11 protein-coding genes are annotated in these 12,951 nt (G+C 65.8%); 2 read left to right on the top strand and 9 right to left on the bottom strand.

Features of this window, described 5'->3' with window-relative positions; all coding sequences use genetic code 11:
• Nucleotides 1-36 precede the first annotated feature (36 nt).
• The gene (locus QFX32_02955) at nt 37-1,404 is read right to left on the bottom strand and encodes a hypothetical protein (protein MDI9632999.1); all 1,368 of its coding nucleotides are present in this window, start codon (nt 1,402-1,404) and stop codon (nt 37-39) included.
• A gap of 148 nt (nt 1,405-1,552) precedes the next feature.
• On the opposite strand from QFX32_02955, the gene QFX32_02950 reads away from it, so the two are divergent.
• Nucleotides 1,553-3,616, top strand: a complete 2,064-nt coding sequence (locus QFX32_02950; GenBank protein ID MDI9632998.1) for an acetate--CoA ligase family protein — start codon at nt 1,553-1,555, stop codon at nt 3,614-3,616.
• 51 nt (nt 3,617-3,667) lie between these two features.
• On the opposite strand, the gene QFX32_02945 is transcribed toward QFX32_02950, so the two are convergent.
• Both QFX32_02945 and QFX32_02940 read right to left on the bottom strand, forming a co-directional pair.
• Nucleotides 3,668-6,136 (bottom strand): protein kinase, encoded by a 2,469-nt coding sequence (locus tag QFX32_02945; protein MDI9632997.1) that lies wholly within the window; start codon nt 6,134-6,136, stop codon nt 3,668-3,670.
• 27 nt (nt 6,137-6,163) lie between these two features.
• Nucleotides 6,164-6,964 (bottom strand): FHA domain-containing protein, encoded by an 801-nt coding sequence (locus QFX32_02940; GenBank protein ID MDI9632996.1) that lies wholly within the window; start codon nt 6,962-6,964, stop codon nt 6,164-6,166.
• A gap of 173 nt (nt 6,965-7,137) precedes the next feature.
• On the opposite strand from QFX32_02940, the gene QFX32_02935 reads away from it, so the two are divergent.
• A complete protein-coding gene (locus tag QFX32_02935) occupies nt 7,138-7,830 on the top strand; it encodes an endonuclease V (GenBank protein MDI9632995.1) in 693 nt (230 codons plus the stop codon).
• Here the strand turns inward: QFX32_02935 and QFX32_02930 are convergent.
• Genes QFX32_02930 through QFX32_02905 form a run of 6 tightly spaced genes read right to left on the bottom strand, consistent with a single transcriptional unit; the run spans nt 7,820 to nt 12,914 of the window.
• Nucleotides 7,820-8,221, bottom strand: coding sequence for a 4Fe-4S binding protein (locus QFX32_02930; protein ID MDI9632994.1), 402 nt, complete (start codon nt 8,219-8,221; stop codon nt 7,820-7,822). The two genes, QFX32_02935 and QFX32_02930, sit on opposite strands and share 11 nt — an antisense overlap.
• 5 nt (nt 8,222-8,226) lie before the next feature.
• On the bottom strand, nt 8,227-9,306 hold the full coding sequence (locus tag QFX32_02925) for a nickel-dependent hydrogenase large subunit (protein MDI9632993.1): 1,080 nt from the start codon (nt 9,304-9,306) through the stop codon (nt 8,227-8,229).
• Nucleotides 9,291-9,671: an NADH-quinone oxidoreductase subunit C gene (locus tag QFX32_02920; protein MDI9632992.1), complete on the bottom strand. Its 381-nt coding sequence runs from the start codon at nt 9,669-9,671 to the stop codon at nt 9,291-9,293. The genes QFX32_02925 and QFX32_02920 overlap by 16 nt, the downstream gene beginning before the upstream one ends.
• The gene (locus QFX32_02915; GenBank protein MDI9632991.1) at nt 9,668-10,147 is read right to left on the bottom strand and encodes an NADH-quinone oxidoreductase subunit B family protein; all 480 of its coding nucleotides are present in this window, start codon (nt 10,145-10,147) and stop codon (nt 9,668-9,670) included. The genes QFX32_02920 and QFX32_02915 overlap by 4 nt, the downstream gene beginning before the upstream one ends.
• Nucleotides 10,144-11,007, bottom strand: coding sequence for an NADH-quinone oxidoreductase subunit H (locus QFX32_02910; protein MDI9632990.1), 864 nt, complete (start codon nt 11,005-11,007; stop codon nt 10,144-10,146). Before QFX32_02910 ends, QFX32_02915 begins: the two co-directional genes overlap by 4 nt.
• Nucleotides 11,007-12,914 carry a proton-conducting transporter membrane subunit gene (locus QFX32_02905; protein ID MDI9632989.1) on the bottom strand — a complete coding sequence of 636 codons (1,908 nt, stop codon included), beginning with the start codon at nt 12,912-12,914 and terminating at the stop codon, nt 11,007-11,009. The genes QFX32_02910 and QFX32_02905 overlap by 1 nt, the downstream gene beginning before the upstream one ends.
• Between the last annotated feature and the right edge of the window lie 37 nt (nt 12,915-12,951).

The following is a 12,951-nucleotide window of genomic DNA, read 5'->3' as shown; positions in this document are numbered from 1 at the left end:
GCGGGCACGGGGGCCTCGTGCCACCGCCCGTCCCGGTCACTTCCCGCCGGCAAAAATCTCCCCCTCCCCGGACTCTTCGCGCCCCGCCGCGAGGAACGGGCGGGCATTGCTCTCCCTCGTGACGAGGAGGTTGTACGCGGCGTACTTGGGATTGAACCGGACGAGCACGGACGAGAACTCGGCGATCTCGCCGTAGCGGGCAGAAAGGAGCCACCTGTTTCTCTCGCTCACGTGGTAGCGCGGGAGGATCGCGTAGACGGGAATACCGGAGCTCCCGTCGCATACCGCGAACACGTGGTTTTCGCGGTCACCGATGTCACCCGATACCACCGTCGCGGCGACCCGCACCCTCCGGTTCACGTGGCGCGCGAGTGCCGCGAGCCTCACGTACTTCCTCGCCGTGAGCGGGATACCCAGGGTAGGCGGAGGGGGATCTTTCCGGAGGAGGGCAAAAGAGTATTTTATGTCGACGTTGAGGAAGCGGTAGCCCTCCTTGCCCTCGGCGAGGTCCTGCATGAAGGGGGGCGGACGGATCGGGGGTTTCTGGACGAAGCTCCAGCACCGGTCCGATGTGCAGGCCTGTCCCCACAGGAACCGGCAGGGCGCGTGGATAAAAAGGCCGAATCCCGCGGCCGACCGGGCAACCGCCCTTAGAGAAAGGGAATTGTCGAGGTCCGCGGGTTCCACGACGAGGACGCTCCCCCTCCCCGAGAGCGCCGCCGCGAAATCCGCGACGAGTTTTCCCTTTTCGGAGGGAGTGAGTGTCGTTATCTCGTTGAGGACGTTCTGGAACACCACGAGGTCGAGGTCGCGGGGGAGGTCGCCCCGTCCTATGGAGAGGATGTCTGCCTTCAACGGCTCGCGGAGCGTGACGGGCCCGCCGGGTGGCGAGAGCCGGCCGGCGAGGAATGAATACGCCTCGATGAACTCCTCGGACTTCTCGACCGGGAAGATCTCCGCGGTGAAGTCCCCCCTCCTCCCCGCGTACTCCGCGATCGCGAGCGCAACCGTTCCCGGCCCTGCCCCGACGTCGAGGACGCGCATCGAGGGGAAGACGAGCCCCCTCTCCTCGAGCTCGTGCATCAGGTAAATCCCCTGCGCGTAGTACACGGGGAAATGGTACGCGAGGTACCCGAGGACCTGGTAGCCCTTCCCGTAGGAGACCCTCTTCCTCCCCGCCTTCCAGTACTCCGATTTCTGGGCGACGATTGCCCGCGAGAGGCGTTCGAAGAGGCTCTCGTCGCCCCACTTTTTCCCCGTCTTCTTCTCTATGTACTCGACGATCGCCCCGGAGACGGCCGGGGGGAGGCCTTCCACGGGGGCAGCGGACCGGGAGGACTCCGCCGTGCGCCGGGGGGGACGTTCCGGCCGGTTCTCCTTCCGGCGCTCTCCTCGCCTCTCCATGCAGGATCGATATGGGGCAGGCACGGTATATGAAGGGCATGCCCCGGGTACGAATCATGGACCCTCGGCCTTCGCGGGCCATCCGACACGGTAATGAGACGCGGCGCCAAGGGGAGATCGAGTACGGCGTTCCGGAGGAGGAGCAGGGGTGGGAACAGGAGGGGAACGGGCAGGCGACCGGCAGGCAATCACCCTCTCCCGCGCGTTGGAATGGGTGGAGAGGGCCGGAGTGCGCGTCCCGGAGCACGCGATCGCGAGGACGCCGGGAGAGGCCAAGAAGGCTGCCGAGGAGATCGGGTTCCCCGTGGTCCTGAAGGTCATCTCCGACCAGGTCCTCCACAAGACAGACGCGGGGGGCATCGTGACGGGGATACGCACCGCGGAGGATGCCGCGGCGGCATGCGAAAGGTTGTTGAGGGAGGTCCCCGTTCGCGTTCCCGGCGCGGTCGTGGATGGCATCCTCGTGCAGGCCGAGGTCCCGCCGGGGCTCGAACTCATCGTCGGGGGAAAGACAGACCCGACCTTCGGGAAAGTGATCCTCTGCGGTTCGGGGGGCATCCTCGTCGAGATCCTGCGGGACGTCTCGATAAGAGTTCTCCCCGTGGACGAGGGGCAGATCAGGGAGATGGTGCGCGAGCTGCGGAGCTACCCGCTCATCCGGGGATTCCGGGGAAGCCCGCCGATGGACGAGGAGGCACTCGTCCACGCGATCTCCTCGCTCTCGAGGGCGTTCTATTCCGATGACACGATAGGCGAGTTTGAATGCAACCCCCTCCTCCTGTCGCGCGAGGGCTGCGTGGTCGTCGATGCCCGCGCCTTCCCGGCAGGCCCGCGCCCGCGAGAGAGAGTTTCGCAGCCCGGGCAGGTCGACCCCGGGCTCTTCTCGCCGCGCTCCGTGGCGGTCATCGGCGCGTCAGCAGACCCGAACAAGATCGGGTACGTCGTCCTCCGGAACCTCCTCTCGTTCCATGGCACGGTGTACCCCGTAAATCCGCGGCACGGGGAACTGATGGGGAGGAAAGTCTACGGGAGCATCAAGGATGTCCCCGGGCCCGTGGACGCCGCGGTCATTGCCATCCCCGCACCCGCGGTGCCGGCCGTCGTCCGGGAATGCGGGGAGAAGGGCGTGCGCCTCGCCATCGTCCTCTCCTCCGGTTTTCGGGAGGAGGACGCGGAGGGGGCACGGAGGGAGGAGGAGATCCTCGAGGTGGCGAGGAGCCACGGCATGCGCGTGATGGGCCCCAACTGCCTCGGCCTCATCGTCCCGCGGATTGGCCTGAACGCGACGTTCGATCCCGTCATGCCGAGGGCCGGACCCATCGGGTTCGTATCGCAGAGCGGCGCGGTCATCACGACGATCGTGGACTGGAGCGTCCCGGAGCAGGTCGGGTTCTCGACGATCGTCAGCGTGGGGAACCAGGCCGACCTCGGGTTCGTGGAATTCCTCCGCGTGCTGGAGCTGGACCCGGAGACCCGCGCGGTCATCCTCTACGTCGAGGAGATCAAGCGGGGGAGGGAATTCATGGAGACCGCCGCGGAGGTTACCCGCCGCGTCCCCGTGATCGCGGTCAAGTCGGGGTCGTCCCGTCTGGGGACGAGGGCCGCCGCGTCCCACACCGGCTCCCTCGCGGGTGATTACGAGGTCTACCAGGCGGCGTTCAGGCAGGCCGGGATCATCCCGGTCCACTCCATCACCGAGGCATTCGACGTGGCAGAGCTCCTCTCCTCGGAGGGCTATCCCGAGGGGAACAGGGGGATCGTCGTCACCACGGCAGGCGGGTTTGCGGTCATGGCATCGGACTACGCGGAACGCTACGGGATCGACCTCGTCCCCATCCCCGAGGCGATGAGGGAGGAACTGGACGCGTTCCTCCCTCCCATGTGGAGCAGGGAGAATCCCCTCGACATCATAGGGGACGGTGGCGTCGAGAGGTACGCGAGGGTCTTCGATGTCCTGACCAAGTACCAGGATTCATGGGACATCGCGGTCGTGATTGCCGTGCCCTCCGCGCTGCTCGATCCCGTCCACCTCGGGTCGGAGATCGCCCGGTTCTCGCGGTCGACGCGGAAGGTGGTCATCGGTTGCCTGCTCGGGGGGGAGAGCATGCGGGCAGGTGAGAGGATACTGCGGGCACGCCACATTCCCAACTACAGGGAGATCGAGGCGGCTTTCAGGGCAGTGGGGAGGGCACTGCGCGCGAGGCCAAGGTAGGACTCCAAAGGGTGCCATTCCCGTGGGAGATCGGCCCGGCGCACCCTCCCCTCACGGGTCCTCGAATATGTCGAGATCGCCCTCCCGCAGCGACCGCGAGAGGAACGCGTCGAGGTCCCTCTCGAGCTCGGCGGCGGACTGGTACCTGTCGGCGGGTCTCTTCTCGAGGCACTTCATCACGATCCCGTCGAGTGGCTCTGCCGCCGGGTTGATCTCCGAGGGCCGCGGGGGAACGGAGGAGAGGATCGCCGCGGTCACCGCGGCCGCGTCCGTTCCCGGGAAGGGAACCCTCCCGGTCAGGAGCTCGTAGAGGACGCACCCGAGCTGGTAGATGTCCGTCCGCGCGTCGGTCTCCCCGAACGTCCCGGGGGAGAGCTGTTCCGGCGCCGCGTACGCGAGGGAGAAGCCGGTGACCGTCGGCATCCCGGGCACGTCCATGACCTTGCTCATCCCCCAGTCCGAGATCTTCGGGATTCCGTCACCGGTGACGAGGATGTTGTGGGGCTTGATGTCCCTGTGGATGACCTGCTTTGCGTGCGCGTACGCAAGCCCCCTGCAGATGTCGCGGCAGATGCGGGCGGCCTCCCGGACGGGGAGTGGTTTTTCCATGTCGGCGAGTGTCCGGCCGATGTACTCCATCTCGAGGTAGGGAACCGGGAGGATGTTTGCCTCGTACACCTTCACGATGTGCGGGTGGGAGAGCCCCTCCCACCCCCTGATCTCCTTCAGGAACGACTTCCCCGTGACCTCGTCGGACCTGAGGGGGATCTTGAGTGCGACCTCGCGTCCCGATGCACGGTCTATGGCGCGGTACACGTGCGCGAGGCCACCGGATCCGAGGAATGCGACCGGTTCGTACTTCTCCGCGAGTTCTGCCGGGAAATTCCCGACGCGGCCGGAGGCCGTCGCGCCATTGACCGCCGGCGACTCCCCCTGCCCTGGGGGTGCCCCCTCCTGCTCCCCCTCGCGCGGGAACTGCCCCTCGATCCACCGGGACCCGAGAGCGGCGAGGAGCCCGGAAAAGAGGAAGAGCCCTGTCACGAGCGGGTTAGGGTCGTCGCCGCGGGCGAGTGCGGTGAGCGAGAAGAATACGATCGCGGCACCTGCCACCGTGTGCGCTCTCAGCACGCCTCGGAATGGCCACGAGAGGACGGCGCCGATGAGCAGGCCGAAAGAGGCGAGCACGAGGAAGAGGGAGACGGGGACGACCAGGATGGCGAGTTCGGGGAAGATCCCAGTCCCCGCTGGCGGTGACCGGATCGTGGCAAGGAGCGCGACGACCTGCGCGGCGCAGGGGATGCCGGTGACGAGGACGAACACGAGGCGCCTCCCGAACGGGACCGTGGGGATCCTCGCGGACGAGAGGGTATCCCTCGCGAGGACGACCGTCGCTGCGAAGCCTGTCACGAGGACGAGGAGCGTCCAGAGCGGCACCGCGGGAACGGCAGCATTCCCGCCATCCTCTCCCGGCGGGAGAACGGGTGGCGCGGCCGTGGTCGGGGCGGTCGTTGCAGGGCTCGCGGGTGGGCTCGTGGGCACCGTGGTGGGGGCGGTTGTCGGGGGGCTCGTAGGGGTCGTGGGAGCAGGGGTCGTCGCGGGGACTGTGGTGGGCGTCGTTGTGCGTGTGGTCGTGGGCACCGTCGTGGGAGTGGTTGTCGGGGGGCTCGTCGGGGTCGTGGGAGCGGGGGTCGTCGCGGGGACTGTCGTGGGCGTCGTTGTGCGTGTGGTCGTGGGCACTGTGGTGGGGGCGGTTGTCGGGGGGCTCGTCGGGGTCGTGGGAGCGGGGGTCGTTGTGGGAACTGTCGTGGGCACCGTGGTGGGGGCGGTTGTCGGGGGAGTCGTCTGGGTCGTGGGAGCGGGGGTCGTCGCGGGGACTGTGGTGGGCGTCGTTGTGCGTGTGGTCGTGGGCACCGTGGTGGGAGTGGTTGTCGGGGGAGTCGTCTGGGTCGTGGGAGCGGGGGTCGTCGTGGGGACTGTCGTGGGGACCGTGGTCGGAAGGGGCACCATCTCGACGAGCGGGACTTTGGTCGTCGCTCCCTCCGCGATCTGGACCACCGTCGCGTACTCCTCGTATCCCTCGAGGACGATCGAGAGGGAATACGTCCCGGCTCTTATCCCGCCGAATCTCGCCGGCCCCTCCTCCCTTGTCTTCCCAAGGTACGTCCCGTCGAGGAAGACCGATGCACCCGCGGGCCGGGACTCGACCTCGAGGGCGCCGGTGAGTGAAATGAAGGTCGCGGTGATCGAGTGGTCCTGCCGGACGTTCGTGAACGTGTAGAAAGAGACGGGGCCAAGGGACCTCCCGTCGACGGTGACGTCCCCGATCCTGTACCCTTCGGCCGCCTCGACGACGAAGATCTGGTTCTCCCCGTGCTTCACCATGACGTTTCCCGAGGGATAGATCACGCCCCCCTCCCCCGCGGTCGCGGTGATGACGTGGGTCTTCTCGGCGCAGGCCGGCACGGAGAGGAGACCGAGGATGACGAGCGCGGCCACGGGGACTGCGAGCGATCTGTGCATACGGGGAAAGACCGGATGGATCTGCGTTCAGGATCCCCCGCCCGGGAGGATGACGAGCAGCTTTGCGCCTGCAGGACCCTTCGCAAGCTCAATGAGGTCCCCGTCGGCGACCTCCGCGGCGACCCCTTTGCGGAGGGGATTGCCGTTCAGGAACGTCCCGCCCGTGCTCCCACGGTCCTCGATGAACCACTTTTTCCCTTCTTTCCGCAGGACGGCGTGGGGCCGGGAGATGCGGCTCACCGACGAGTAGTCGTTCGCGAGCACGACGTCCCGCGACTCGTCGGCCGTGACAGTCTGGTCAATCCTCCCTATCCTCGCGCCGCCCTCCCCTATGAAGAAGAATTTCCCGTCCTGTGGCCCCCCGAGAACGATGAGAACCGGCCTGTTCCCCGTGATCTCCCCCTCTATCGCGGACCGGACTTCCCCGAGTCTCCTCTTTAGGTCCTGGTCCGCGAGCTGGATCCTCATGTTGGAAAAGAAGCCGAGGTTCCGGATGACGGCCTCCATCGCACCGGGGACGAGCGAGTACTTCCAGACGGGGTGCACGCCCTTCGACGTCTCCTGCCCGAGTCCGACCTCCTTCCTGATGAGCCCCATGGCCATCAGCCGGTCGAGGTGTTTCTTCGTGTTCTCGTAGCTCGTCTGGATCTCGGAGGCGATCGTCCGCACGTCGCGGGGTTTCTTCTCGAGCATCTTGAGTATCCTTAAGCGCTGGCTGTTCGAGAGGACCTCGAGGTACTCGGAGAGCTCCTCGAAGGAGTCCGGGACCTCCTCCCGCACGATCGTCTTCGTCATGTCGCTTGCGCCGGGGGAACTCCCATCCTCCATGGTACATGTACTTATCGCTCTGCCGCTAAAAAAGGTACACAGGGGGGCGACGAGGGGTGTCATTATCCGCCGCGACGGGAAATTCCCGCCCCGGGGAACACGGGGCGTGCGAAGGGGGAGGAGTGATGGGGGGGAGGGATGATCCCGGTCCCGGACGCATGGGGGAAGGGTCTTTGCCCCTGCCGTGCGCGTGGGCCCGCGGGATTCAAAGGGAGGTCGCGGGGGTCGCATCCCGCCGTCAACCCGTCGACGCGGGAAAATTGGAGAGGGTCGCGGGCACCGACGCGAGTTACTCGGGGGATTTTGCCGCGGCCTGCGTGGTCGTGGTGGATTACCCTTCCCTCCGCGAGGAAGTCCGTGCCGCGGCTACGTCGCGCGCCGTTGCCCCCTATGTCCCGGGGTACTTCGCGTTCCGCGAGATCCCTGTCCTGCTCGCGGCATTCCGCCTCCTCCCGGATCTCCCCGACGTCGTCCTCGTCCACGGTCACGGCTACGCGCACCCGCGGAGGGCCGGGATCGCGACCCACCTCGGAGTCGTGCTCGGCGTCCCGACGATCGGAGTCGCAGGCAGCCTCCTCCGCGGGATGGAGGCGGTACCCCCGGGAAACACCCGCGGGGCGATGTCGGCCGTGACCATGGGCGGCGAGGTTGTGGGCGTCCTCTGGAGACCGGGCGAGGGGAAGAGACCGGTCTGCATCTCGGCGGGCTACCGCGTGACCCTCCCCGCGGCGATCGACGTTGTCGCGCGGTGCACGCGGGACCACGGGCTGCCCGAGTCCCTCTTCCTCGCGGACCTCCATGCCCGCCGGTTCCTCGGTGCAGTGCGCCGCGCCCGCGGGGAAGGGGGAGAACCGGCTACTGGGTGACCTTGTCTTCCCCGTCGCCCGCTGGCTTCCTCGGCCTCTCGGGTTTCACGTACGTGATCGCGTAGGTATCGACAGCGCTGTGTCCCGTCACGCACGGGTGGTACGCCGTCTCCATCGCGAGGCACCGCGCAGGGCAGACGTCCACGCAGCAGTTGCAGACGACGCACTTCAGCCGGTCGATGCTCCACGTCTTCTCCTCTTTCCTCACGCAGATCGCGCCGGCAGGGCACTTTTTCATGCAGAGACCGCAGGAGATGCAGCGGGAGGGATCGATCGTGACCTGCCCCCTCGAGAGGGGCGTGCTCTTCGCGGGGACCGCGGGGTACCGCCGCGTCGCCGGCTTCTTCAGCACCGTGAGGAGTGCCACCTTTGCCATCTCGAAGTATCCCACGTGCCTCACCTCTCCGCGCAGCCGATGCACGGGTCGATCGAGAGGACGATGACCGGCACATCGGCGAGGTTGCACCCCCGCAGCATCTTCACGAGCGGGGGGATGTTCGTGAGCGTGGGTGTCCTTATCCGCGACCGGACGAGGTGCCGCGTCCCGTTCCCCTTGACGTAGTGGACGAGCTCTCCCCGCGGCTGCTCTGCCCGCGCGAAAGAGTCCCCTTCCGGGTTTTTCTTGGGCTTGTCCTCGATCGGGCCGTCGGGTATCTTCGCGATTGCCTGCCGTATCAGGTCTATGGAGGTGAAGAGCTCCTTCACGCGGACGGCGCACCTCGCGTGGCAGTCCCCGGCAGTCTCGACGACGGGTGAAAAGGAGAGCTTCCCGTAGGCCGCGTAGCCCGTCTTCCGGAGGTCGATGCCCACGCCGCTCGCCCGCGCGGTGGGCCCCACAGCGCCGAGGGTGTAGGCCTCGTCGCGGGAGAGCGTGCCGACGCCCCGGGTGCGTGAGAGGATCGACTCGTCACGGAGGAATACGTCCGCGATCTCGCCTGCCTCGCGCTCGATCGCGTCGAGTCCGGCCCTCATCCGCTCCAGCGTCTCGCCGGGGATGTCGCGCCGCACGCCCCCCACCTTGCAGCTCCCCTGGATGACCCTCCCCCCCGTCGTCTCCTCGAGGACGTCGAGCACCGATTCACGGAGTTTCCAGCACGACATGAAGAGGTTCTCGAACCCGAGGGCATCGGCAAAGAGGCCGAGCCAGAGGAGGTGGGAGTGGAGCCTCGAGTACTCTGACCAGATTGTCCGGAGGAAGAGGGCCCTCTCGGGAACGTCGCAGTCGACGAGGTTCTCCACCGCCATGCAGTACGTCATGCCGTGGATGAAGCTGCAGATGCCGCAAGTCCTCTCCGCGATGTACACGAACTCGGGGTACTCCCTCTTCGAAACGAGGGTCTCGAGGCCCCTGTGGACGTAGCCGATCGAGGGGATCGCGTCCTCGACGTACTCGTCCCGCAGGACGAGGTCGAGGTGGATGGGCTCGGGGAGGACGGGGTGCTGGGGCCCGAAGGGCACCACTATTCGCCGGGGCATGGGCCCTCCCCCCGGAACGCCGGCTGCGAGAACGGGAACTTCCTCGCGGTCCTGATGAGGTTGCCCCCGTAGTCGATGTTCATCCCCGCGACGCGAATCCCGAAGAGGTCGTGCATCTCGTTCTCGTAGATGAATGCACCCCAGTACATCCCGGAGATGCTCGGGATCTCGGTCTTCCCGTCGGTGACTACCCGGAGTGTGCGCATCTCGTAGTCGAGGTCAAACGAGTAGTTGATCTCGTAGGTACCGTCTCCCTTCGTGCAGTGGATCTGGACGAGCCGGTACCCTTGTTTCCTGAATTCTTCGACCTTCCCGAGGAGTTCCATGGGTTCGATCAGGGTAATGTGCTGGCTATCCCGTGTCATTTCCGGCCTCCCGGCGCGGTGTCCTCCCCGCCCTGCTCCTTGGTCCGCTTCGTTTCCAGGAGCTTCCTCTTTTCCCCGAGGATCGCGAGTGCCCGGACGATACCGTCGATGATGGACTCGGGCCGCGCAGCGCAGCCCGGGACGTACACGTCGACGGGGAGGATGCAGTCGATACCTCCCACGACGTTGTAGCACTCGCGGAAGACCCCTCCCGTGCACGCGCAGATGCCCACCGCGACCACGACCTTCGGGTCGGGCATCTGGTCGTAGATGTTCCTGACGACCTCGCGGTTCTGCTCGTTGATCCCGCCGGTGATGACGAGGACGTCCGCGTGCTTGGGATTCCCGGTGTTCACGATCCCGAACCTCTCCACGTCGTAGAGGGGGGAGAGGCAGGCGAGGACCTCGATGTCGCACCCGTTACAGCTCGACGCGTCGTAGTGGAGGATCCACGGGGACCGCGGGAGGAAGCTCATACGTGGAGCACCTCCGAGAGGTAGTACAGGATGCCGAGGTTCGCGAGTCCCATGAGGCCCGCGATGATCCACGCGCTCTTGAGCGTGAGCTGCCACGTGACCCTCGCGTACGTGTTGTCGACGAGGATCTCCAGGAAGTAAACGATCGCGACGACCAGGATCGCGACCGGCGGGTTCGCGGCGAAGAAGAGGTAGATGAACCCGAGGAGGAAGACGTTCTCGTACCAGTGCGCGATCTCGACCCTGCCGAGCATGGGCCCCGAGAACTCGGTCGTCACTCCCTTCACGATCTCCTGGTGCGCGTGGTGTGAGGTGGAGAGGTCGAACGGGGATTTCCTGAGCTTTATGGTCAGCACCATGAGGAAACCGACGAATACTCCCGGCAGGTAGGAGATGAGCGGGACTTTCGCGGCCATGATGTCGGCCACGTAGAAACTCCTCGTGACCATGTACATGCCCACCGCCGAGATGATGATCATCGGCTCGTAGGCGATGATCTGGATGAGTTCCCTCTCCGCCCCGATGAAGCTGTAGGGGGAGTACGCGGAGTACGCGCCGAGGACGAGGAAGATGTGGGCGAGGGTGAACGCGAAGATCACGAGGAGGAGGTCACCGCCCGCGAAGAAGAGCGCCCCGCTCACCACGATGAAGACGAGGTAGGCGGTGATGTAGAAGTTCTGCGACGGGGTCACGAGGATCTGCTCCTTCTCGAAGAGCTTCGCGACGTCGTAGAATGGCTGGAGGAGCGGTGGCCCCACCCTCCCCTGCATGCGCGCGGTGACCTTCCTGTCGATCCCGGCGACGAGCCCGCCGATTACCGGCGCGAGGACGACGAAGAGGACAGCGAGGAGGACGTCCATCAGAGCGCCACCCCCGCGGTGAGCGTGCCGACGATGAGGATCAGCCCAAAGCACAGGGCGCTTCCCGCCATGAAGAGCTTCTTCTCCCCAAAGACGTCCTCGAAGTAGTAGTTGCAGAGTCCCACGTGCCTCTGGACCCCCATGGAGCCCTGGAACGTCAGGTCAGGGGTCGCGGGCCTGCCCCCCATGTACGCCGGGACGATGCGTTTCTCGTCCCTGTAGAGGAGGAGGGAGAACGGCATGATCATGAGGAGGACGAGCATCATCACCATGATCGTGATGTTGTCCTGCGAGAGGCGGGTCGTCTGGCCGTAGACGGCGAGCACGAACGGCTCTATGAGGTGCGCGGAGATGAGCGGGAACGCCAGGCAGACGAGCACAGTGAGGGCCGTCAGCACGGTGAGAACGACCCACTTCTCGGTCGAGATGCGGTTCTCGACCCTCTCGGCGACGGGACAGACAGAGATGATCTTCCCCATCCACTTCGACCAGAAGAGGACCGTGAGCGAACCGCCGAAGGCGAGAATGGCAACGAACGCGAGCCCGAACTGCGCGTCGATGAACGCCTCGATTGCCGCCCACTTGGAGATGAGCATCCCGAACGGGGCGAGGAACATCCCCGCGATGCCGATGAACATCATCACGGAGATCCGGGGCATCCGCACGATGAGTCCCGTCATGTCCTCGATATCCCTGCTCCCGATGCGGTGCTCGACCGTCCCGACGCAGAGGAAGAGGAGCGACTTTGCGATGGCATGGAAGATGATGAGGAGGATCGCGGCCCAGACGAGCCTGTATGTGCCGACGCCCGCGCACGCGACGATGAGGCCGAGATTCGCGACCGTCGAGTAAGCGAGGACTTTCTTCGCATTGCTCTGGGAGATCGCGATCGCGGAAGCGAGGAGGAAGGTCACCCCGCCGACGAGACCGATGATGAGCCCTTCCATCGTCCCGGTGAGGACTGGAGCGAACCGGACGATGATGTAGACCCCGGCCTTGACCATCGTGCTCGAGTGGAGGAGTGCGGAGACGGGCGTGGGGGCGACCATGGCACCGACGAGCCAGCCGGAGAAGGGCAGCAGTGCCGACTTCGTGATCCCCGCGAACGCGATCAGGACCGCGGGGACGAGCGCGACCGCGTGGCCAGACCGGATGAGGGAGTGGAGGTGGAGGAGCCCGCCCCCCGGGTCCACCGTCGCGAGGTATATGAGTGCCCCCGCGAAGGCGATTCCCCCCAGTATGTTCATGTTGAGGGCGAGGAACGCATTCTTCACGGACTCGTCGGTCCCCGAGTAACCGATGAGGAGGAACGAGCACAGGGTCGTGACCTCCCAGAAGAAGAAGACCCACGGGAGGTAATCGGAAAAGATGAGCCCGAACATGGCCGAGAGGAAGAGGAAGAGGAGGAAGAAGAAACTCCTCCTCCTGTCGGGGACCCTGGGGTGCTTCTCGTGGTACGTGGCCATGTAGCCAAGGGAGTAAATACAGATGAGGCCACCGATGATCCCGACGATGAGGGCCATGACCAGCGAGAGTTGATCGACGAAGAGGTCAGGCGCGACCTCGTGTCCGGTCGCTGCCCTCGCCCTCTCGAAGTAGACGAGCAGGCCCGCCTGGAAGAGGATGAGGAAGATGGCGAGGTACCTTCGGTATTTCATCCCGAGGTAGGCGAGGAAGACGGCGATCGCCATCTCGGCGGCGAACATCCCCTCCGTGAGCATTTCGTACCCGGCCGGAATCGAGAACGGACCGGTCGCGGGGGACAAGAAGAGGAGGGAGAGGGACGCGGCGCCCGTGAGAGCAGCGCCCGCCCACACGATGGGCCTCCTCCACGTGTCACTCGGGACGAGGAGGAGGAGGGCAGCGACAACGGCAGGAAAAACGACGAGGAATGGGAGAGGCAACATGCATACACCCTCGGACTGGAGAAGTTCTGTTTTTTTC

Origin of the sequence: Methanolinea sp., assembly GCA_030055515.1 — an archaeon.
Classification (GTDB): Archaea; Halobacteriota; Methanomicrobia; order Methanomicrobiales; family Methanospirillaceae; genus Methanolinea_A.
This window is presented reverse-complemented; position numbering and strand designations above follow the sequence as displayed.

Bases quoted from the DNA above. Each gene is read 5' to 3' on its own strand.
- QFX32_02955 (MDI9632999.1), bottom strand. From the start codon at position 1,404: ATGGAGAGGCGAGGAGAGCGCCGGAAGGAGAACCGGCCGGAACGTCCC.
- QFX32_02905 (MDI9632989.1), bottom strand. From the start codon at position 12,914: ATGTTGCCTCTCCCATTCCTCGTCGTTTTTCCTGCCGTTGTCGCTGCC.
- QFX32_02910 (MDI9632990.1), bottom strand. From the start codon at position 11,007: ATGGACGTCCTCCTCGCTGTCCTCTTCGTCGTCCTCGCGCCGGTAATC.
- QFX32_02920 (MDI9632992.1), bottom strand. From the start codon at position 9,671: ATGACACGGGATAGCCAGCACATTACCCTGATCGAACCCATGGAACTC.
- QFX32_02915 (MDI9632991.1), bottom strand. From the start codon at position 10,147: ATGAGCTTCCTCCCGCGGTCCCCGTGGATCCTCCACTACGACGCGTCG.
- QFX32_02945 (MDI9632997.1), bottom strand. From the start codon at position 6,136: ATGCACAGATCGCTCGCAGTCCCCGTGGCCGCGCTCGTCATCCTCGGT.
- QFX32_02940 (MDI9632996.1), bottom strand. From the start codon at position 6,964: ATGGAGGATGGGAGTTCCCCCGGCGCAAGCGACATGACGAAGACGATC.
- QFX32_02925 (MDI9632993.1), bottom strand. From the start codon at position 9,306: ATGCCCCGGCGAATAGTGGTGCCCTTCGGGCCCCAGCACCCCGTCCTC.